The organism is Mycobacterium pseudoshottsii JCM 15466, from assembly GCF_003584745.1.
GTDB classification, from domain to species: Bacteria; Actinomycetota; Actinomycetes; order Mycobacteriales; family Mycobacteriaceae; genus Mycobacterium; species Mycobacterium marinum.
Genome location: NZ_AP018410.1, coordinates 4,412,857 through 4,436,637, shown reverse-complemented (window position 1 = coordinate 4,436,637; position 23,781 = coordinate 4,412,857). Strand labels below are relative to the sequence as shown.

The following is a 23,781-nucleotide window of genomic DNA, read 5'->3' as shown; positions in this document are numbered from 1 at the left end:
TTGTCGGGGATGGTGCTCACAGGTTCTATCCTCGCTTCCGCCGCATCGCGGCTCCGTGTCGCGCTGCCGCGCGCTGCTGCGCCCGGTCGCGAACAACGTCGACATGTTCGTGGGTCTGCTCATCGCCGGCCAAGTCGAGCTGGCGGATCACGTCGACCGTCAGGCCATGCAACGACGCGCCTTGCAAAATCAGTGTCACCGGCGGCTCCACACCGAAGTCCGCTCGTGCGGTGTTTCGGATACGCACCGCCATCAGAGAGTCCAGGCCCAGCTCCGTCAACGGCATGGAGGCATCGACAGCCGACCGGTCAGCGTAGCCCATCACCGCGGCGATGCGCGTGTGCAACCGCTCGGTCACAACTTGACGTGCCTCGGCCGGGTCCATTTCCTTGAGCGCCTCGGGACCAGCCCAGTCGCCGCCGTCGCCGGCCGCGTCGAGTTCTTGGACCACCAGGGTGAAGTAACCGAGGTTGCGGATCTCGGGGAAGGCGATCAGCGCTCGGTCCGAACGCAGCCGCGCAACGCCGGTGCGGCCGCGGTCGGCGGCGAGCAAGGCGTCCAGTGCCACCACGCCTTCGGCCGGAGTGATCGGGTCCAGCGGGGTGCCGACCAGCGCTTGGGCCACACCCACCTCTGACCACGGGCCCCAGTTGATGGTGGCGGCCGGCAAACCGGCCGCCCGGCGCCACGCAACCAGACCGTCCAGCCACGCGCTCGCGCACGCGTACGCGGTCTGGCCGGGGGAGCCCAACAGCGAAGCGGTAGAGGAAAATCCCAGCCACCAGTCGAGTTCGCGAGTCGCGGTTGCGTCGTGCAGTCGCAGCGCGCCGGCGGCCTTGGGGGCCCACACTCGTTCGAGGCTGTCCTTGGTCATCGAGAACAGCAGGCTGTCGTCGATGACCGCCGCTCCGTGCACGATGCCGCGCAGCTGGCGCTGCTGGTCCTCGGCCGCGGCAACCAGACTTTCCGCCACGCCTTCGGTGGCCGAATCGCCGCAGACCACGACCACCTCTGCCCGGCTTTCCAGCTCGGCCAGAACTTTGCGCTGCTCATCGGAGGGTTCGCTGCGGCCGTTGAAAACCACGCGGCCCGCGCCGCTGTCCACCAGCCATCGGGCGACAACCAAGCCGAGACCACCGAGACCGCCGGTGACGATATAGGACGCTCCCGGGCGAATGACCGGGTCGCGCTGCGGTTCGGGGTCGAGGATCGCGCGGCACAGCTGGGTGACGTATCGGCGCCCATCTCGCCAAGCGACAACGTCGTCGTAGTTCGGGTCGTCACGCGGCGAACTGAGTTCGCCGGCCAACCTCGTTACCGAATCCGCACCCGTGTCCAGGTCCACGAGGGTGGCGCGCAGTTCGGGGTGCTCGTAGGCGAGCACCCGCACCAGACCCTGCAACGCACCGATCGCGGGGCGGCCCGGCTCGTCGTGAACCACGAGGCCGCCTTCAGTGACCAACCACAGCCGCGGTGCCCGCCCATGCCAGGTGCCGACGATCGCGCGAACGACCGTCGAGATCTGCCAGACGGTATCGCGGGACTGGATCAGGCCGTCATAGCTGATGCGGCCGTCGTCGGCAGCGCCGGAGTTGTTCCCCGCGCCCCCAACGAAAACGACGACACCGACGGGAAGCCGCTCGGGATCGCCCGCGGTTTCGGCGAACGCGGCGAGCATGGCGGCTTCATCGCCTAGGTCTGCGGTGATCACCCGGCGTTGCGGCGAACTCCACCGCGCGACGAACTCGTCGGCGTTGGACTTGGCGTCGGTGAGCACCAGCCAACTGCCGGGAGCATCGGGTTGGTCTGCGCCGGCGATGGATTTCTCCACCCACTCGGTGTCGAAGATCTTCTGCGCCAACGGCAGCGGCACACTGCGGCGCTCGACGCGACGCAGGTAGATGTCGTTGATCTCGACGGTCACATTTCCCGCGTCGTCGGTCAGGGTGATTCGGCCCAGCTTCCCGGCGCCGCCGTCGTTGAGGTTTGTCAGCTGGGCCCGGCAGCGAGCATGCCGGCCGGGGTTGCTGTACACCCGCAACGTCTCGAACGACACCGGCAGATAACTGGCTTCGGCCGACCCGGCGAACTCGTCGTTGGGGACGGCGGCCGCCAGACTTTGCAGAGCCGCATCCAGCATTGCTGGGTGGATGCGATAGCCCTGGTGCCTGGGCGCCTCGTCAGAAAGGGTGATCTCGGTTTCCACGGATCCGTCTGGCCGTCGGAGAATGCGAGTCAGGGCGGCAAACGCCGGACCATGGTTCTGGCCGGCTTGGCGCAGCAGGGCGTACAGGTCGGCCGGTTTGATGTCGGTCTCGTCCTGACGTGACGTGCGTTCTTCCAGCACCGGGGCCGCGCTCGGCGTGGACGTTTCGGCCTTGGCCACGGCATGCCGGCGCCAGCCGCTGGCGGAGCGGGAATAGATCTCGATGCGCGTCTTGTCGTCGGCCCGTCGAGTCAACTGCGTTGTGACCTGAGTGTGCTCGTCCAGATCGAGCATCTGTTCGATCTCGAGCTGGTTGATCGAGAGGGCATCGACCGGCAGATCGAAAGCCTCGCTGGCCGCCGCCAACGCGATCTCGGCGAAACCCGCCGCCGGCATGATGGCCTGACCGAACACCTTGTGGTCGCCGAGCCAGGGGCAAGCCTTGGTTCCGACGTCGGCCTGCCAGACGTGGTCGTGGCCAGAGGGAACCTCGATGTGCACGCCGAGCAACGGGTGGGCGGCCACCAATTCAGATATCCCGGACCGATCCTCGACCCAGAATTGGGTGTGTTGCCAGGGCGTCACCGGGATGTCGGCGAGTTGACCAGTGACAGCGTCGGCGGGCTTTTTGCCGACCGCCGCCAGGTTCGTGTGGAAGGTGATGGCGTCGTCTCCGTCGCGTTGCAAGGTGGCGGTTATCAGTCGGGTTCGGCTCTCGGCTGCGGCCAACGTGTCGGTGATGGCATGCGTCAGCAGCGGGTGGGGGCTGATCTCGACAAAGGTGTGATGTTGCGCGCCGGCGGTGGTGATGGCCTGGTGGAACCGCACCGGATTGCGCAGGTTGGCCGCCCAGTAGTCGGCGTCGAGCACCGGCTGAGGCTGCTCGCAGGTGGTCGTGATCATCGGGATGGCGGGCGGCTGGGGAGTCAAATCCGCTAGCGCGCTTCGCAAGTCGGGCAGGATCGGATCGATGATGGGGTGATGCGAGGCGACATCGACCTCGATCCGTCGGGCTAGCCGATTCTGGCCGGCCGCCGCGGCGATCACGGCGTCCACCGACTCGGGCGGGCCGGCCACCACCGACTGGTGTGGCGAGGCGTGCACGGCCAGCGTCACCTGCGGATAGTCGGCTATCAGAGCCTCGGCGGCATCGGAGTCGAGTTCCAACAGGGCCATCGCGCCCTGGCCGGCCAGCCGCGCCATCAGTCGCGAGCGGGTGGCGATGACTTTGAACCCGTCCGCCGGTGTCAAAGCCCCGGCTACCACGGCGGCGGACACCTCGCCCATCGAGTGGCCCACCACCGCGTCGGGTGTCACGCCGTGGGAGCGCCACAGTGTGGTCAGCGCCAGTTGGATACCCACCAGCACCGGCTGGATGCGGTCGATGCCGACCACCTCGCGGCCCTCGGTAAGGGTCTGCTGCAGCGAAAAACCGGCCTGGGCAACGAAATCGGGCTCCAGCTCGGCGATGGCTGCGGCGAATGACGGCTCGTCGGCCAACAACTGCCTGCCCATGCCAACCCACTGCGAGCCCTGTCCGGAGTACACGAACACGGTGCCCGGCTGGTTTTGGACGTCCTGGCAGCCCAGGACTCCGGGGCCAGGCTGGCCGGCGGCCAGTGCCCGCAGCCCCTCGACCGCGCCGGCTCGATCACGCGCAACCACGGCGCCGAACTTGCCATGGCGGGCCCGATGATGGTTGAGCGTGTGTGCCACATCGGCCAGCGGCGTCTGGGCCCCCGGTCCGTCCACCCAGTCGGCCAAGGCGGACGCCATCGCGGCCACCCGCTGCGGCGTCTTGCCCGAGACGACCAACGCCGACAACCCGGAACGGGGCTGATCCGCCGGCTCGGGCGCCGGGGGCTGCTCGAGCACCACGTGCGCATTCGTCCCGCTCAGGCCGAACGAGGAAACGGCCGCCCTGCGCAGGCCGGCGGGCCATTGCGCGCCCTGCGTGGGCACGAACAGCCGGGTTGACGATGCGTCGATGGCCGGATTCCAGCGGGAAAAGTGCAGATTGGGCGGAATGTATCCGTGCGCCACCGCCAACGTCGCCTTGATGAAACTGGTAATCCCGGCGGCCGCCTCGAGGTGACCGAGGTTGGTCTTCACCGACCCCAGGGCGCACGAGTCCGCACCCTTGTCTTTGCCAAGGCCATAGGTGGCCGCGAGCGCCTCGAATTCAATGGGATCGCCCAACACCGTTCCAGTGCCGTGGGTCTCGACATAGTTGACGCTGTCGGCGGTCGCATCGGCCAGCTTCAACGCCGTGCCGATCACATCACGCTGCGCTGCCGCGTTCGGCGCGGTCATGCCGTTGGATCGACCGTCTTGGTTGATCGCCGAGCCCCGGACCACTGCCAGCACGCGGTCGCCATCGCGGACGGCGTCGACCAACCGCTTGAGCACCACGACCCCGCAGCCTTCACTGCGGACGAACCCGTCGGCCAAGGCGTCGAAGGTTTTACACCGGCCGGTCGGTGACAGGGCGGACCACTTGGACAGCGCGATGCTGGTGAACGGTGACAGCATGAGCTGAACCCCACCCGCGAGCGCCACGTCGCTTTCGCGCAATCGCAGGCTCTGGCAAGCCAAGTGCAGCGCCACCAGAGACGACGAACACGCGGTGTCCACGGCCACGGCTGGGCCGCGCAGTCCCAACAGATAGGAAATCCGCCCCACCGCGGCACTGTGCGGATTGCCGGTGCTGATGTACGCGTCGATCTCGGCGCGACGCTCGAGGTTCACGATCGTGTAGTCCCACGCCGACAACCCCATCACCGCCGCGGTTCGGGTGCCGCTCAGCGGATCCGGTGGCAGGCCGGCATGCTCGAGGGCTTCCCAGGCAACTTCGAGCAGCACCCGCTGCTGGGGGTCCATTGCCACGGCCTCGCGCGGGGTGATGCCGAAGAAGTCGGCGTCGAACCCGGCGACGTCGTCGATGAATCCGCCCCATTTCGTCGTCATCCGCCCCGGTGCCCGCGGATCGGGGTCATAGAACGCGTCCGCGTCCCATCGATCGGCCGGCACCTCGTCGACGGCGTCCCTGCCGTCTACCAGCAGCTGCCAAAAGCTGTCCGGCCCCGAGACATTCCCCGGCAACCGGCAACCGATCCCAACCACTGCCACCGGCTCGGCGATATCTGTCGGGAACGCCGTTCCCGCCCGCACAAGTTCACGCGCGAGGACCTCGCGCGCCTTCGGTGACATCTGTGCCGCGCGTTCGGCAAGACTTGTCATTACTCGCTGCTCCCCGTTGCCGTTTCCAGCTCGCTTGCTGCCACGAGGTCGGACAGCAATTCCATTTCTTCGTCCGACAATGCCGCCTCCGCGTCGGGCGTCTGCTCGACATCGGCTAGCTGCGCATAGCCAAGGCGTTCGCACAACGCGCCGGCAAGATCGGTGATGGTCGGGTATGCCCAGACCAAAGCCGCCGGCAACGTGGTGCCCAGGCTCGCTTCGAGCCTGTTGCGCAACTCGAGGGCCATCAGCGAGTCCAGACCGAGGGACTCCATCGGCCGGTCGACGTCGATCGGCTCGGTTGAGCGCAGCACCGCCCGGATCTCGCCGGCGATCGCGGCCGCGAGCCGGGCGGGACGCTCGGCGGCGGCCGCACCCTCCAAGGCATCCAATTCCGCACGGATCGCGCCGCCAGCACGGCGCTCCGGCGTGGTCGACTCCTGCAGCTTCGAGAACAGCGACGAACCCGCTGCGGCCGGGAAGGATTGGAACCACTGCCGGGCGTCGAGAATGAACACACCGGTGCGTGCCCGGTCTGCCGATAGCACCAGCTGCATTGCCGCCAGTCCCTGCTCGACGGTGATCATCGAGACACCGAGATCGGCGAAGAACTGGGCGCGGCCGACTTCGGCCCACGGGCCCCAGTTGATTCCCACGGCGGGCAGTCCGAGCGAACGGCGATAGGCGACCAGGCCGTCGACGAACGAGTTCGCGGCGGCGTAGGAACCCTGACCGGGCGCCCCAAGCAGCGAAGCCACCGACGAGAAGGTCAGCCACCAATCGAGGTCGAGGTCGGCGGTGGCCTCGTGCAGCCGCCAGCTACCGGCGACTTTCGGAGTGAACACCCGCCGCGCGGCCGATTCCGACATGTTCAAGACAATCTCGTCGTCGAGCACCATCGCGCTGTGCAGGACTCCGGCCAGCCGGAAGCCGCTGTTCTGCACCGTCTGCACCAGCCGTTCGGCGGTGCCGGGCTCGGCGATGTCGCCGGTGACGACCTCGATCCGGGTGCCACCGGAGCTCAGATCCGCGATGGCCGCCCGAACGTCGTCGCTGGGCTCCGAACGTCCGTTCAGCACAATCAAACCCGCGCCCTGCTCGGCCAGCCACCGCGCGACCACGAAACCCAAACCGCCCATGCCGCCCACGATGAGGTAGCCGCCCTCCGGGCTGACCAACGGCTCCGGTGGGGGCGAGGCGATCGCCTCGACAGTGCCGCCATCGGGGATCGAGATGACGATCTTGCCGGTGTGCTTGCCGGAGGCCATGAGCCGAAATCCGTCGGCCGCATCGCGCAGACCGAATTCGGTGACCGGAAGCACTTCCAGCGTGCCATCGGCCACATGCTCGAGAATTTCCTGCAGAAGTTCGCGGTACTTGGCCGGCTGCAGCTTCAGATTCAGGTCAAGGTCCACCACCGAGAACGACGCGCTCTTCGCCAACGCGGCCAATCCCAGGTTGGCGTTGGCGTGGACGTCCTTCTTGCCCAGTTCGATAAACCGGCCGCCAGGGGCCAGTATCTGCACGCCGCGCTGAATCGCCTCGCCGGCCAGCGAGTTGAGAACGATGTCGACACCGTAGCCGTCTGTGAGCTCCAGAATTTCGTCGGCGAAGTCGACGGTGCGCGAGTCGCCGACGTAGTCGACGCCCAGGCTGGACAGCATTTCGCGTTTGGCATCCGAGCCGGCCGTCGTGTAGATGCGCGCGCCGATCATCTTCGCGATCGACACCGCTGCCATTCCGACCCCGCCGGTGGCGGAGTGGATCAGCACGCGTTCGCCGGGGGACAGCCGCCCGACCTCGCACAACGAGTGCCACGCGGTGAGATAGGCGATGCCGAAGGTGGCCGCCTCGTTATCGGGCAACGTGTCGGGGATCGGGACGACGAGATCGGCAATCGTGCCCAGATGCGATCCGAATGTGCCTGGGCCGAAGGCGATCACGCGCTGCCCGATCTCGAGTGAGTCGACGTCGTCGCCGATGGCAGTCACGTAGCCGACACACTCGCCGCCGATCACCGGAGCCGCACCGTCGAGTCCCGGGTAGACGCCCATCGCCTTGAGCACATCGCTGAAGTTGAGCCCGGCGGCGGCGACACGAACCTCCACCTGATCGCCTTGAGGCCGGCATCGTTTCACCTGATGCACGGTCAGCGAGTCCAGCCGTCCGGGTTGATCGGTCCGCAGCTGTACCGCCCCGCCGGCGTCCAGATTTACCACGGTGCGGCGAGATTCGAGTTCGAGATCCCCGGTGCCAACCGTCGGTGCGGCCACCAGTCGGTGGACAAAGCGTTGTCCGTCCCGAAGCGAGATTTCGTCGTCGTCCGCGCCGGCCAGCAACTCTTGGGTCAGGGCGGCAAGTGAGCCCTCGCCGTCGCCCTCGATGTCGACGAGGGTGGTCTTGAGTTCCGGGTGCTCGAAGGTGAGCACGCGCGCGATTCCTCTAAGCTGTGTCTGTGCCAGGGTGACCTCGTCGGCCGGACTCAGCTGTTGTGCGCCCCGGGTGACGATCCACAGTCGTGGGCTGTTCCGGGCCCCCATCCGCGTCACGGTCTGTGCCACGTCGGCGATCATCAGCGTGCGCTGCTGGGTCAGGTCCAGTTGAGCGTCCTGCGGCAGGGCCTCATCGACGGCTCGTGGCGGACAGACCACGACGATGTCCTGCCACCGGGCATCGGTTCGGGTGATGGCCGCGCGCAGCTTGGCTGCGTCGGCCGGTGACACCACGTCCAGCTCGGCGGCGCTGCCGGTCAGCGACGTCTGCAGGGCCGGCAACAGCCGGTCGTCGGCGCCGAGGTCACCGATCAACAACACGGCACCGGGTGTGGCGGCGGTTTGGTCGAGGGGTTTTGGCTCCCATTCCAGAGTGAACAGGCGGCTGGTGAGTTCGGTCGGGCTGGCGCTGGACCCCAGCACCGCCATCTCTACCTCGTCGATGACCAGCAGCGGCTGGCCATCGGGATCAACCAGGGTCACTCGGCCCACGAGGCGGTCCGGGCGATCGGTGGCGGCGAGCGAGCCGATCGCGCGGACTCCCTCGGCGATGTCGCCGTACACGTGGATACCCGCGAAACGTATTGGCAGCACCAGGGTGTGGCCAGAATCCTGCTGTTCGGCGAGTTCGAGGGCCATCCGGGTGGCCCCGAGGGTCTGCACCGCGATATCCATCATCACCGGGTGTAGCGCGAAGCCGCGGTAACCGATCCTGGCCGAAGAGGGGAGCCGGACGTCCGCACGGGCGGCACCCGACTCGGTGACGGCGAGGCCGACGATTCCGCGAAACGCGGGTCCGTGCTGTTGCCCGGCGCCGCGGAGCCGCTGATAGAGCTGCTCCGGGTCGAGTTCGTCGGTTGGGGCGCCCGCTTCCTCGACCGCCGGTCGCGGTGCGTCGCTATCGGAGGCGTCGTGGCGCGCGAGTGTCGCGGAGGCGTGCTTGACCCACCCCGAGGCGCCGCTTTGGGTGCTGATCTCGATCCGGCAGGTGTGCTCGTCCCCGGTGAGGGTGGTGACAAGTTTGGTGCCGTCGGTGACGTGGAGCAGTTGATGGAGGCTCAGTTCACGAATCACCCAGGGCTGATGCGCGTTTGAGGCTACCGAACCGTCCGGGCCGGCTGGGTCTGCCGAACCCTGGTCGCCTTCAGCGTCTTTGAAGGTGTCCATCGCTGCTGCCAGCGCGACCTCGGCGTAGGCCGACCCCGGCAGCACGCAAAGGTCGTCGATGACGTGATCTCCGAGCCACAGCAGATCCGGGCCTAGCTGGGATTCCCATACCCGGGTGCCATTGGTGGGATCGGTGACACCGATGCCGAGCAGTGGGTGGGATCCGGTCGCATAGCGAGACGCGGTCGTGCTGGAAATCCAGTGCTGGCCGTGTTGCCAGGGGGTGGTGGGTAGCACCGGGTGCGGTTCGGCAGGGTGCGGCGTCTGGGGGCCGCGGGTGGTGTGGGTCGCGTTGAAGTTGGTGTGGAACGTCAGGGTGTCATGCGCATCGCGCTGCAGGGTGCCGATGCTCAGATAACTCGCACCGGAATCGGTTTCGCCTTGGGCGCTGTCCTGGCTTGCGGCCAGCGTCTCGCTGATGGCGTGTGTCAACAGCGGGTGTGCGCTGATCTCGATGAAGGTGTGGTGGGCGGTGTCGGCACCGTTGAAGGCATGGGTGATGGCCTGCTGGAAGCGCACCGGGTTGCGCATGTTGGTGGCCCAGTGCTCGGCGTCGAAGGCCGGGCGACTTTCCAGATCCTCATAGGTGGTTGAGATGATCGGAATGGAGGGCGGCCGTGGGGTGAGGTCGGCCAACTCGGACCGCATCAGGGGCTGCAGGGCATCCATCGCCGGGTTGTGTGGGGCCACTTCGATATTGACCCGGCCGGCGAAGCGGTTCTGCGCGCGTACCTGCTCGATGAGTTCGTCGATCATCTGGGGCGGGCCCGCGATGACGGTTTGGCGTGGCGAGGCGTAGATGGCCAACGTGACCTCGGGGTAGCCAGCGATCAGTGCCTCGGTAGCCGTGGCGTCCAGTTCGAGCATCGCCATGGTGCCCTGGCCCGACAGCGGTGCCATCAGCCGGGACCGGGTCGCGGTCACCCGCAGGCCCTCGGCCGGCGTCAAGGCACCGGCCACCACCGCGGCGGCCACTTCACCCATGGAATGGCCGATCACCAGATCGGGTGTAACTCCGTAGTGGCGCCACAGCGCGGTGAGCGCCAACTGCATCCCGATCAGACCCAGCTGGATCTGTTCGATGCCTTCCAGTTCTTTTCCGTCGGCGATCACGTCGTGGAGCGAAAACCCGGCCTCGGCCAGGAACACCGGTTCCAGTTCGGCGATCGCCGCGGCGAATGCGGGTTCGTCGGCGAGAAGTTGGCGGCCCATTCCGGCCCACTGCGACCCGCGACCCGAGTACACGAACACGGTGCCGGGCCCGAGCGGCTTCTCGGGGCAGCCGACTACGCCGGTGGCCGGCTCGCCGGCGGCCAGCGCACGCAACCCCGTGATGGCTTGCTCGCGGTCGACGGCGGCCACCGTGGCAAATTTGGGTTGGCGGGCGCGGTGATGGTTGAGCGTGTGGGCCACATCGCTCAGTGGCACCTCGCTACCGGGGCCTTCCATCCAATCGGCCAGCGCAGCGGCCGTTGCGGCCACCCGCTGCGCCGTCTTACCCGACACCACCAGCGTCGACACCGCCGGAGCAGCGTCTCGCGGCACCGGCGCCGGATCCGGGGCCTGCTCGATCACCACGTGCGCATTGGTCCCGCTGACACCGAACGACGACACGCCGGCCCGGCGCGGTTGATCGGTGTCCGGCCATTCCATTTCCTCGGTGGCAATGGTCAGCCGCGACACGCCTTCACTGGCGTGGGGAGTGAGCTGGCGGAAGTTCAAGTTGCGTGGAATACGGCCGTGTCCGACGGCCAGCACCGACTTCATGAATCCGGCGATCCCGGCCGCGGCCTCCAGGTGGCCGAGGTTGGTCTTGACCGCGCCGAGCACCAGCGGCTCGCGGCCCTCCCGATCGGCGAAAACCTTACTCAGCGAGTCGAGTTCGATCGGGTCGCCGAGGGGAGTGCCGGTTCCGTGCGCCTCGATGTAGTCGATGTCGGCCGGCGTCAACTTGGCCGAATCGAGCGCCTGCGCCAGCAGCGCTTGCTGGGCCGGGCCGTTGGGAACCGTCACGCCACTGCTGGCGCCGTCCTGGTTGACCGCCGAACCGCGCACCACGGCGAGGATCCGATTGCCGTCGCGCTGCGCGTCGGACAACCGCTTGAGCACCACCACGCCAGCGCCTTCGCTGCGTACGTACCCGTCGGCGTCCGCGTCGAAGGTCTTGCATTGACCCTCCGGCGACAGCATGCCCCACCGGGAGCAGGCGATGCTGGTTCCGGGGCTGAGCAACAGGTTGGTCCCGCCGACCAAGGCCATGTCGGTTTCGCGCCAGCGCAGGCTTTGGCAGGCCAGGTGGATGGCCACCAACGACGACGAGCACGCCGTGTCCAGGACCATGGCGGGACCTCGGGCCCCGAGCAGATAGGCGGTTCGTCCGGCAGCGAAGTTCGCCGAGTTCCCGGTGAGCAGGTAGGCGTCCAGTTCTTCGGCTCGCACGGCGCCCGACATCATCAGCATGTAGTCATAGGCCGTTACGCCGACGAAAACCCCGGTCTGGGTGCCGCGAATGGTCTGCGGCGGGATTCCCGCGTTTTCCAGGGCTTCCCAGGCAACTTCGAGGAACAACCGTTGTTGCGGGTCCATCGCCGCCGCCTCGCGCGGCGGGATGGAGAAGAACTCCGCATCGAATTCGCTCGGCTCCCATGTCGAGAGGAAGCCGCCTTCGCGATTACAGATCGTTCCCGCAAGGGTGTGGTCGTCGGTGTAGAGGGCGTCGGCGTCCCACCGCTGGGAGGGAACCCGGACGATGCCGCTGCGGCCTTCGTGCAGCAAGTCCCAAAACTGTACCGGGTTGTCGACTCCACCAGGGAATCGGCACCCCATGCCAACCACTGCGATTGGCTCGGTGCCCGCCTTTTCGGCGATTTCCAGGCGTGCGCTGAGGTCATCGATCTTGCGCAGCGCATCGGTTATGACCGCTCTGCGGTCCGGTGTCGCGGTCATCAGGTTCCTCGCAGCCTCTGCGAAAGCTGTTCCAATAGTTCGGCTTCGGTCAGTTCGTCGTAAACATCGGCTGTCGACTCATCGTCGGTCTCCAGCTCGGGCAGGATAGTCGCCAGATAGTCGGTAAGGCTGTAAACGGTCGGGTAGTCGAAAACCACCGACGGTGGCAGGAACTCGCCGAGGCTGTCCGACAGCGCCCGCTGCAGCGTCACGCTCATCAATGAGTCCATCCCGAGCTGGAAGAAGCCCGTGGAGGGATCCAGCGATTCGCCCGCATGTAAACCCATCACGTTGGCGGCAAGCATTGCCACCTGGTCGTGCAGCATGTCGTGGCGACGCTCCGGTGCACAGTTGCGCAGGGCGACACGGAATTCGCTTTCCAGCACCGTCGTCTCGTCCGAGACCGGCAGCACATCATCGACGATGCGCAGCGACCCGCGGGTTCGGTAGGCGGCGGCCAGCAGCGGCCAATCCGCCGCCACGACTACCGAATGCACTCCGGCGGCTTGGCTCATCACCAGCGGCAATGCGCCGATGGCGACGTCGTCCTGCATGGGCACCAACCCGGAGCCGAGGCTGACCTGGCTGGCATCGTGCTCGGCGTCGGCGAGGGACTTCCACAGGCCCCAGTTGACCGTGGCGGCCGGCAACCCCATCACCCGGCGCGCGTAGGCCAGTGCGTCGAGGTAGCCGCTGGTGGCGGTGTAGTGGGCTAGCCAGCGTGAGCCGATCAGGCCGGAGATGGAGGAGAACAAGACGAAGTGACGCACCGGGACCTTCAGCGACAACCGGTGCAGCAGGGCCGCGGCGTCGAGTTTGGGCGCAAACATGGCCGTCACGTCGTCGTTTGTCATCTCGGTGAGCAGCACGGGCTGGCCCGCGAAGGCGGCCAGATAGATGCCTTCCAGCGGTGGCAAGTCGGCACCGAACCGGTCGAACAACGCGGTCATCGCGGCTTCGTCGGTGGCATCAGCGGCCGCGATGACGAGGTTAACCCCTTCTGCGGCAAGGCTTTCAGCCAACTTCTGCAGCCGCTGACCGGGATTGCGCGATACGGCGACGATGGTCTTGGCGCCCATCTCGGCGAGCTGGTTGATGAGGTGCGGCCCGATGTTACCGGTGGCGCCGATCACCAATTGGCTAGCGCCGGCATCCAGCGCGACCGGTTGCGCGGCGAGGGAGTGTCTGCGCAACCGGGGAACGTGGCGCACCCCGGACCGGTAGACCACCTGGTCCTCCGAGTCGGTGGCGTCGGCTTCGTCCAGCACCTGGCGCGCGACCACCTGGGCCGGCACCGAGTTGTCGAAATCGATTATTGCGCCCCAGATTTCGGGGTGCTCGAGGGTGATGGTGCGGCCCAGGCCCCACAGCACGCCATGGCTGGGGTTCGCGGGATCGCCTTCGGCGATCGGCTGGGCGTTGCGGGTGGCGATGAGCAACTTGGCCGGTGAGCCGTTGGCGATCATCGCAGTGGCGAGGCGGCGCGCCTGGTGGAACAGCTGGTAGGCCTCTGCGACATCGAGCAGGTCGGCGGGGACCGGCGGCGCGTAGAGCACGTAGTCGACATCGCTGAGCGCCCGGGCCAACGCGGCCGGCTCGCTATCGCTGTCCAGCACGTCCGCGCCACGGCCCAGTTCGGCGGCCAGGTCGGCATTGCCCAGCACCAGCCACCGGCCGTGGACCGCGGTCTGCGCACTCGGCGTGTCCGGCAAGGACTGCGCCGCCCACACAACCTTGTGGGACCACTCGTCGAGGAGGCTGCCGCTCTCCGGTGACCAGCGGGTATCCAACGCGGCCCCGGTACCGTCTCGAGACTCCGACCGCGACAGCGCGGGTGAACTCGAGGCCGCGTTGTCGATCCAGTGGTGGGTGTGGTGCCAGGGTGTGGTGGGGATTTGGGGGTGTGGTTCGGGGGGTGGGGGGTTTGGGGTGGGGCGGTGCGCACGGTGTTGAGGTTGGTGCGAAAGACGATGGTGTCGTCGCTGTCGCGTTGCAGGGTCCCCAGGCTGGTGTATTTACTTCCGGGCTGCACGGTGTGCAGGGTTTCCAGGATCGCTTGGGTCAACAGCGGGTGTGCGCTGATTTCGATGAAGTTGTGCTTGTCGGTTGCCGCTGCGGTGATGGCTTGTTGGAAGTGCACTGGGTTGCGCATGTTGATGGCCCAGTGCTCGGCGTCGAAGGTCGGGCCGGATTCGCGGGCGGCGCCCAGGTCCGCGTAGGTGGTGGAGATGATCGGGATTGTTGGGGTCCGCGGCGCCAGATCCGCTAGTTCCGAACGCATCTGGGGTTGCAGCGCGTCCATGGCGGGGTTGTGCGGGGCCACTTCGATGTTGACTCGGGTGGCGAAACGGTCGCGGGCGCGTACGACGGTGATCAACTCGTCGATCTGGTCGGTGGGCCCGGAGATCACGGTCTGGCGTGGCGAGTTGTAGATGCCCAGCGTGACCTGTGGGTAGTCGGCGATCAGCGCCTCGGTCTGGGACGCGTCGAGCTCCAGGAGGGCCATACCGCCTTGTCCGGACAGTGGGGCCATCAGCCGCGAGCGCACGGCGGTCACCCGCAATCCTTCGGCGGGGGTCAGTGCTCCGGCGACCACGGCGGCGGCGACCTCGCCCATGGAGTGGCCGATGACCAGGTCGGGCTGGATTCCGTAGGAACGCCACAGCTCGGTGAGGGTGAGCTGCATGCCGATCAGACCTAGCTGGATCTGTTCGATGCCGACTAGTTCTGTTCCGTTGGCCAGGACGTCGTGCAGGGAGAAACCGGCTTCGGCCAGGAATACCGGTTCCAGTTCGGCGACGGCTGCGGCGAAGGCGGGTTCGTCGGCCAGCAGTTGGCGGCCCATTCCGGCCCACTGCGATCCGCGGCCGGAGTAGACGAACACGGTGCCCGGCTCGGGCGGGGCGTCGGCTGGATTGACCACGCCGGGGGCGTGTTGGTTGGCGGCCAGCGCGCGTAGTCCGGCCACCGCTTGGGCGCGTTCCCGGGCGACCACGGTGCCGAACCTGGCCTGCCGGGAACGGTGATGGTTGAGCGTGTGGGCCACATCGGCCAGCGCCACCTCGGCGCCCGGGCCCTCCATCCAATCGGCCAGCATCCCGGCCGTCGCAGCCACCCGCGCCGGCGTCTTACCCGCCACCACCAGCGTCGTGACCTCATCGTCGGTGCCGCGCCGGCCGGCTGGCGACAGTTCCGGACCCTGCTCGACGATTGCATGCGCATTCGTCCCGCCCAGGCCGAAGGAGGAAACCGCCGCCCGTCGTGGACCCGAATCTGACGGCCAAGCAATGTTGTCGAGCGGAACGAAAAGCCGCGTCGATGCCGCGTCGATGGCCGGATTCCATTGTGAGAAGTGCAGGTTCGGGGGGATTTGGCCGTGTTGTACGGCCAGTACCGCCTTGATGAACCCGGCCACGCCGGATGCGGCCTCGAGGTGACCGATGTTGGTCTTGACGGCTCCCAGTGCGCACGAGTCGCCATCCTGGCCTTTGATGAGGCCATAGGTGGCCGCCAGCGCCTCGAACTCGATCGGGTCCCCGAGTTGGGTTCCGGTGCCGTGGGTCTCCACGTAGTGCACACTCTCCGGCGCGACATCGGCCGAGCGCAACGCGTCGGCGATCACATCGCACTGGGCGGCCGTGTTCGGTGCCGTGATGCCGTTGGAGCGCCCGTCCTGGTTGACCGCGGAACCGCGCACCACCGCCAGTATCTGATTCTGGTCACGTAGCGCGTCGGTAAGACGCTTGAGCACCACAACCCCGGCGCCTTCACCACGTACGAACCCGTCGGCGGCCGCATCGAAGGTGGCGCACCGGCCTTCCGGTGAGAGCAGGCCCCACGCTGAGATGGCGATCTGGGTCTCCGGGCGCAGGGTCGCGCTGACCCCGCCCGCCAGTGCCAGATCGGTTTCGCGCAGGCGCAGGCTCTGGCACGCCAGGTGGATCGCCGACAAGGACGACGAGCAGGCCGTGTCGATTGCCGCGGCCGGGCCACGCAGCCCCAGCAGGTAGGAGATCCGCCCGGCGGTAATGCTGTGCGAGTTGCCGGTTCCGGTGTAGGCGTCCACGTTTTCGCGGCTGGACGCCAACATGGATTGGTACTCGTTGAAGTAGACGCCCATCATGACCGCGGTTCGCGTGCCGGCGAGGGATTCCGTTGGAATGCCCGCATGTTCGAGGGCTTCCCAGGTGACCTCGAGCAGCATCCGCTGTTGCGGGTCCATCGACGCCGCTTCGCGCGGGGTGATGCCGAAGAATTCGGCGTCGAATCCGGCGATGTCTGCTACGAAGGCGCCCCACTTGGTGGTCATGTGCCCGGGCGTCAACGGGTCGGGGTGGTAATAGTCGTCCGCGTCCCAGCGCTCCGCGGGAATCCCCGAGATGGCGTTGCCGCCTTCGACCAACAGGTCCCAGAAGCTGTCGGGGCCCGTCACGTTCCCCGGAAAACGGCAGCCGATACCCACGACCGCCACGGGCTCTGCCGTGGTGGTGCGTGAGGCCCGGGAGAACTCCTCGGACAGGGCAGCACGCTGCTGAGCCGTCATACTCGAGATGCGGCTGTACACAGATCGCATTACCCAGGGCCCTCCGGGAGCAGTGAAGACGACTCGATGCGGTCGAACAGGCTGTCCAATGTGCTTCCCGCTGAAGCGGACAATTCGGCCATCTGGTCGTTACTTGAATTATCTTGTGGCGCAACACGGTTAGCGAGATAGCTGGCAAGTGATGCGACAGTCGGGTGATTGAACAGCATGGTTGCCGACAACTCGATACCCACGAACATCTCGGCCTCGCGCCGAATCGCCATCGCCATCAGGGAATTGAGCCCCAGTTCGGCAAGCGGCCGGTCGGTTTCCAGATCTGACTCCGAAACCCGCAGCTCGCGGGCGACTATCCTGCGTAGCCCCGCTTCAAACTCGGTGCGCACTTCCTGCGCCGACAGGTGCGACCAATCTCGCGCCGGAATCGTCGAAGCCTCCGCAAAATCGCGCAGCAGATCGTCAACGATGTGCAGGGACCCGCGGGTTCGGTAGGCGGCGGCCAGCAGCGGCCAATCCGCTTCGACCACAACGGAATGCACTCCGGCGGCTGGGTTCATCAGCAGCGGCAGTGTGCCGATGGCGACCTCGTCCTGCATCGGCAGTAGTCCGGATCCCACGCTGACCTGGCTGGCGTCGTGCTCGGCGTCCGCGAGGGACTTCCACAGGCCCCAGTTGACCGTGGTGGCCGGCAACCCCAGGGCGTGGCGTGCGTAGGCCAGTGCGTCGAGGTAGCCGCTGGTGGCGGTGTAGTGGGCGAGCCAGCGTGAGCCGATCAAGCCGGAGATGGAGGAGAACAAGACGAAGTGGCGCGCCGGGACCTTCAGCGACAACCGGTGCAGCAGGGCCGCGGCGTCGAGTTTGGGTGCAAACATGGCGCGCACGTCGGCATCGGTCATTTCGTTGAGCAGGACCGGTCCGCCGGCAAAGGCCGCCAGATAGATGCCTTCCAGCGGTGGCAAGTCGGCACCGAACCGGTCGAACAGCGCTGTCATCGCTGCTTCGTCGGTGGCATCAGCAGCTTCGATGACGAGGTTGGTCCCTTCTGCGGCAAGACTTTCAGCCAGTTCTTGGAGTCGCTGTCCGGGATTGCGCGACACCGCGACAACGGTCTTGGCGCCCATCTGCGCGAGCTGGCGGATCAAGTACGGGCCGATGTTACCAGTCGCGCCGATGACGAGTTGACTGCTGTTGGGGTCCAGCGTCACCGGCGCCACGGCAGGCGCCGTGCGGCGCTGCAAGCGGGGCACGTGGCGACCGCCACACCGGTAAACGACCTGGTCTTCGCCATCGGTGCCGGTGACTTCGCCCAGTATCTTCGGCGCCGCCAGCTCGGCCGGCATCGATTCGTCCAAATCGATAATGCCGCGCCAAATTTCGGGGTGCTCCAGGGCGATGGTGCGGCCCAGGCCCCACAGCACTCCGTGCGCGGGGTTGGCGCGATCGCCCTCGGCGATCGGCTGCGCGTTGCGGGTAACGAGCAACAGTTTGGCCGTCAAAGACGCCTTGGTCATCACCGTGACCAGGCGGCGCACCTGGTGGAAGAGCTGGTAGGCCGCGTTGACGTCGAGGGACTTTCCTGCGGGTGGGGCGTAGACCACATGCTCGACGCCGGCAAGCGCCGCGAGCAGCTCGCTCTCCTCGGTCAGCGCGGACGGGTCGATGACGTCGACGCGTGTTTGTGCGCCGGCGGCCAGGCCCAGCTCGGCACCGAGCTCTGCGTCCGCGAACACCAGCCACCGGGTACCGCTTGCGGTCTCGGTGCTTGCCTTGGCATCAGCCAACGGCTTGGTGGGCCAGCCCACCCGGTAGTGGCAGGAGTCAACCGCATCGTCGGAGTCGCCCGACACCGAGGGCTCGCTGGACCCAGCGGCGTCCTTGTCCGGGGTTGATGCCGATCGGCTGGCGACTGCTGGGGTGTCGATCCAGTGGTGGGTGTGGTGCCAGGGTGTGGTGGGGATTTGGGGGTGTGGTTCGGGGGGTGGGGGTTTGGGGTGGGGCGGTGCGCACGGTGTTGAGGTTGGTGCGAAAGACGATGGTGTCGTCGCTGTCGCGTTGCAGGGTCCCCAGGCTGGTGTATTTACTTCCGGGCTGCACGGTGTGCAGGGTTTCCAGGATCGCTTGGGTCAACAGCGGGTGTGCGCTGATTTCGATGAAGTTGTGCTTGTCGGTTGCCGCTGCGGTGATGGCTTGTTGGAAGTGCACTGGGTTGCGCATGTTGATGGCCCAGTGCTCGGCGTCGAAGGTCGGGCCGGATTCGCGGGCGGCGCCCAGGTCCGCGTAGGTGGTGGAGATGATCGGGATTGTTGGGGTCCGCGGCGCCAGATCCGCTAGTTCCGAACGCATCTGGGGTTGCAGCGCGTCCATGGCGGGGTTGTGCGGGGCCACTTCGATGTTGACTCGGGTGGCGAAACGGTCGCGGGCGCGTACGACGGTGATCAACTCGTCGATCTGGTCGGTGGGCCCGGAGATCACGGTCTGGCGTGGCGAGTTGTAGATGCCCAGCGTGACCTGTGGGTAGTCGGCGATCAGCGCCTCGGTCTGGGACGCGTCGAGCTCCAGGAGGGCCATACCGCCTTGTCCGGACAGTGGGGCCATCAGCCGCGAGCGCACGGCGGTCACCCGCAATCCTTCGGCGGGGGTCAGTGCTCCGGCGACCACGGCGGCGGCGACCTCGCCCATGGAGTGGCCGATGACCAGGTCGGGCTGGATTCCGTAGGAACGCCACAGCTCGGTGAGGGTGAGCTGCATGCCGATCAGACCTAGCTGGATCTGTTCGATGCCGACTAGTTCTGTTCCGTTGGCCAGGACGTCGTGCAGGGAGAAACCGGCTTCGGCCAGGAATACCGGTTCCAGTTCGGCGACGGCTGCGGCGAAGGCGGGTTCGTCGGCCAGCAGTTGGCGGCCCATTCCGGCCCACTGCGATCCGCGGCCGGAGTAGACGAACACGGTGCCCGGCTCGGGCGGGGCGTCGGCTGGATTGACCACGCCGGGGGCGTGTTGGTTGGCGGCCAGCGCGCGTAGTCCGGCCACCGCTTGGGCGCGTTCCCGGGCGACCACGGTGCCGAACCTGGCCTGCCGGGAACGGTGATGGTTGAGCGTGTGGGCCACATCGGCCAGCGCCACCTCGGCGCCCGGGCCCTCCATCCAATCGGCCAGCATCCCGGCCGTCGCAGCCACCCGCGCCGGCGTCTTACCCGCCACCACCAGCGTCGACAGCGCAGGGGTCAAGCCCGCCTCGGGCGAGGAAGCCGCTTCTTGACCCTGCTCGATCACCACGTGGGCGTTGGTGCCGCCGAATCCGAATGACGACACGCCGGCCCGCCGCGGATGACCCGTGTCCGGCCAATCAGTCAGTTCGTCAACGACCTTCATCCGCAGGTCGGCGAAGGCAATGTGTGGGTTGGGGCTCTCGAAACGCTGGTTGGGCGGAATCCGGCCATGCTGCACCGCCAGCACCGCCTTGATGAAACCGGCGATTCCGGCCGCTGCCTCGGTGTGGCCGAGGTTGGTCTTGACGGCGCCGATGAGCAGCGGAGATTCCTCGGGACGACCGCGGCCCAGCACCGAGCCCAGGGCGCGCGCCTCGATCGGGTCGCCCAGCAATGTTCCGGTCCCGTGCGCTTCGACGTAGTCGACCTCGCTGGGCTGCATCCCCGCGTTCGTGTAGGCCGCACGGAGCACGGCCTGCTGCGCGGCCGGGTTGGGAGCCATCAGACCGTTGGAGCGACCGTCCTGGTTGATCGCCGAACCGCAGATCACTGCGAGCACTCGATCGCCGTCTTGCTGCGCATCGGTCAACCGCTTGAGCACCACCACCCCGGCACCTTCACCACGGACGAAACCGTCGGCGGCCGCGTCGAAGGCGCGGCAGTTGCCGGTTGGCGACAATGCGCCGACCTGATCGAATCCGCGAAACACCGCCGGAGACAACAGCAAATTCACCCCGGCGGCGATCGCCAGGTTCGAGTCCTGCATGCGAAGGCTCTGGCAGGCGAGATGAATCGCCACCAACGACGACGAGCAAGCGGTGTCAACTGCCACCGAAGGGCCACGCAGGTCAAGGAAGTAGGAGAGGCGGTTGGCGATGATGCTCATCGCGCCGCCGGTGTTGCTCCAGCCATCGACTTGAGTGAGGTCGGTGGAAGCGATGGCGCCGTATTCACTCAGACATGAGCCGGCGAACACCCCGGTTTGCGAACGGCGCAGCGAGCTCGGCGGAATTCCCGCGTGCTCCAACGCTTCCCACGCCACCTCCAGCAGCAGGCGTTGCTGCGGGTCCATCTTGTCGGCCTCGCTGGCGGAGATCTCGAAGAAATCCGCGTCGAAGGCATCGATGTCGGTCAGGTACGAGCCCCACCGGGTGGTGCGGGCCAGCAGCGCTTTTACCGCGGGCGATCCGTCGTCGAATTGCGCCCACCGTTCGTCGGGAACCCGACCGATCGAGGACTTGCGGTCACAGAGGAACTGCCACAACGCTTCCGGTCCGGATATCCCGCCCGGAAACCGGCACCCCATGCCGACAACGGCGATGGGCTCCTCGAGTGAGCCGCGCACGGTGCGGCTCACTGCGGCTTCGGCCCCCGTGCTGGGCTCGGGCGCGGTCAGGTATGCGGCTAGGTCATTGATGGTCGGATGTTCCCAGAAGTCGATCGGGGAGACGGTCCTGCCCAGCAACTCGGTCAACTCGCCCGACAGCACAACGGCGTCACGGGAACTCACGCCGAGGTCAGCCAGCGAAAGGTTGGGGTCGACCTCATCGGGTGGGCAGCCGATGTTGGTGACCAGGTAATCGACGAGCCAGTGGCGGAGGTCGGCTTCTCCACCGATGCTCGGTGTCATACCGTCACGTCCAGCCGATTGAATCCGTCGCTGCGATAGCGTTCGACGCAGGCCGCACGCCGGATCTTTCCGCTGGTGGTGATCGGGATCGAGCCGGGCGGTACCAGCACGACGTCGGCCACCCGCAGACTGTGTGACTTCGAGATCGCCGAAGTGATCTCGCGCTTCACCGAGCGGAGCTTGACCATGGCTTCCTCCGCGGAAGCCCCCCGTCGCTTCAGCTCGATGATCGCCACCAGTTGCTCGGTGATGTTGTCCGGCACGGCAATGGCCGCCACGCGCCCGCCGGTGATTTCCTGGATCGTCGCTTCGATGTCGTCGGGGTAGTGGTTGCGGCCGTCCACGATCACGAGGTCCTTGATCCGGCCCATGATGAACAGTTCGCCATTGGACATGACGCCCAAGTCTCCGGTGCGCAGCCACGGCCCCTCAGGTGTTCCGGGCGCGGGATTGACGATCCGTGCGTTGAACGTGCGGTCGCTCTGCTCGGGCTTCTGCCAGTACCCCATGGCCACGTGCTCGCCATGCGCCCAGATCTCACCGACCGTCCCCGATGGGTTCTCGATCATGGTCTCGGGGTTGACGATTCGCACGGCCGACGGGTCGGGCGAGCCGTAGCTGATGAGTTCGGTGCCGACCGATCCGTCAGCCCGGCACGGCCTGGCGTGGCCGGCGGTCAGGGACTCGTAGTCGAACCGGACCGTCCTGGGGGTGGTGCCGGGTTCCGGTGCGGCCACGTAGAGGGTTGCCTCGGCGAGGCCGTAGGACGGCCGCACCGCAGCGGGGCTGAGGTTGAAGGGAGTGAAACGCTCGGTGAACCGCTTGATCGTTGCCACGTGAATGCGCTCACTGCCGCTGACGATCCCGAGCACATCACCCAGGTCGAGTCCGGCCAAGTCCTCGTCGGTCGTCCTGCGCACCGCCAATTCGAAGGCAAAGTTCGGCGCCGCGGAAAAGCATTTGGGATGGCTGGCCAGCAACTGCATCCAACGGGCCGGCCGGCGCAGGAACGACATCGGGCTCAACAAGACGGCGGTGCAACCGGTCACCAACGGGGCGCAAATTCCGAGGATGAGTCCCATGTCGTGAAACAGTGGCAGCCATGAGACCACGGTGGTGTCCGCGGGGAACTTGTCGGGACCGCCGAAGTACCCGTACAGGCTCTGCGTCACGTTCGCGATGACATTCTCGTGCGAGACGATGACGCCAGCCGGGGTGCGGGTCGACCCGGACGTGTACTGCAGATACGCGGACCCGGAGGCGGGCTGTGGGAGAGCTTGCTGCGGGTGCGGGGTGTCCAGGTCGAGCAGGTCGACCTCGATGACCGACGGAGCGGGCTGTCCGTCTTGTGAGCTGGCGTATTTTGTTACGTCGCCTACCACGGCCGAGGTCGTGAGAATGGCGACCGGTTGGGAATCCCGCAGTACCGCGGATACACGTTCGTCATGAACGCCGTACTGCGGTGTGGAAAGTGGGACCCCGATAAATCCGGCCTGTAGTGCCCCGAGGAACGCGACAATGTATTCCAGCCCCTGCGGCGCCAAAATTGCTACTCGTGCTACTCGGTCACCCGGAACGCCATACATTGTGAGTTCGTCAGCAACGACGCAGGCACGCGCATGAACCTGCGACCAAGTCAACGTCTTGGCAAAGCCGTTGGGGTCTAAGTCGTAGTCCAGAAAAGTAAAGGCAGTCTCGTTGGGCCGCTGGTCGGCCTGCTTCTTCAGCAAAGAAGGGATGGAACGGTCGGTCACCGGCATCGCACTACACTCCCATTCGGCTGTCTGCTCAATTATGTGTTGCGGAAGCTGTGAACCCGCTTGCGATCGCACAGCGAGACTTCGCGGCGCTGTCTAACCGCGCTGGTCCGCATTGACCAGGCCGCTCTGTTGCTGCCGCAGTTTTGCACCTGGCAAAGCACGCCTGCGTGGCACCAGCAGTCGGCCCTAGACTAAACCCAGTTCCCCGAATAACGAATCCCTAGCTGTAGGGTATGCGCCTTCGGAGACAGGTGCGGGCGGTATTCGGAAAATCTGGTCGCTGCTTGCGACGCCCGCAGATCGCACTATCTAGTATCCCAGCGCTTTGATCAGCATTGAGCGCTAATTTCATGCCCCCCGGGGGAAGCGGTCGTACGTTCTGTGAAATTTGAGGCATGTGTGACCAATGTCCAGTTGCGTGAGATATGAGGTTTCGACTGCTAGGACCAGGATGCCAGCGGTTTTGGGACTGGCGTCCAGTTGTGACAAAGGTAACATCGGCGAAACCTCCGTCGCGGGTGATCCATGGCACATCGGCCCAGGCTAGGTGGCATGCGGGGGCGAAACTGGGTGGGCTTGCGGCGGCCCGGC

Annotated in this window: 4 protein-coding genes and 2 pseudogenes; all 6 read right to left on the bottom strand. The window is 66.6% G+C overall.

Annotation, left to right across the window (positions count from 1 at the left end; translation table 11 throughout):
* Positions 1 to 25: 25 nt before the first annotated feature.
* Complete coding sequence (locus MPSD_RS20080; RefSeq protein WP_086084766.1) at positions 26 to 5,446, bottom strand: type I polyketide synthase; 5,421 nt, start codon at positions 5,444 to 5,446, stop codon at positions 26 to 28.
* Complete coding sequence (locus MPSD_RS20075; RefSeq protein WP_165601445.1) at positions 5,446 to 12,054, bottom strand: type I polyketide synthase; 6,609 nt, start codon at positions 12,052 to 12,054, stop codon at positions 5,446 to 5,448. The genes MPSD_RS20080 and MPSD_RS20075 overlap by 1 nt, the downstream gene beginning before the upstream one ends.
* Positions 12,051 to 16,624 (bottom strand): annotated as a pseudogene (locus tag MPSD_RS28600) (type I polyketide synthase). Before MPSD_RS28600 ends, MPSD_RS20075 begins: the two are co-directional and overlap by 4 nt.
* Positions 16,624 to 18,438: a beta-ketoacyl reductase gene (locus tag MPSD_RS30900; RefSeq protein ID WP_020786542.1), complete on the bottom strand. Its 1,815-nt coding sequence runs from the start codon at positions 18,436 to 18,438 to the stop codon at positions 16,624 to 16,626. Before MPSD_RS30900 ends, MPSD_RS28600 begins: the two are co-directional and overlap by 1 nt.
* Positions 18,324 to 21,430: pseudogene (locus tag MPSD_RS30895) on the bottom strand (type I polyketide synthase); the annotation flags it as partial. The gene MPSD_RS30900 and the pseudogene MPSD_RS30895, both read right to left, overlap by 115 nt.
* Positions 21,427 to 23,190, bottom strand: coding sequence for a long-chain-fatty-acid--AMP ligase FAAL26/FadD26 (gene fadD26 / locus MPSD_RS20060; protein WP_086085321.1), 1,764 nt, complete (start codon positions 23,188 to 23,190; stop codon positions 21,427 to 21,429). The gene fadD26 and the pseudogene MPSD_RS30895, both read right to left, overlap by 4 nt.
* Positions 23,191 to 23,781 lie beyond the last annotated feature (591 nt).

What these genes read in the sequence shown, in the direction of transcription:
- fadD26 (WP_086085321.1), bottom strand. Translation starts at nt 23,190, where the DNA reads ATGCCGGTGACCGACCGTTCCATCCCTTCTTTGCTGAAGAAGCAGGCC.
- MPSD_RS20080 (WP_086084766.1), bottom strand. Translation starts at nt 5,446, where the DNA reads ATGACAAGTCTTGCCGAACGCGCGGCACAGATGTCACCGAAGGCGCGC.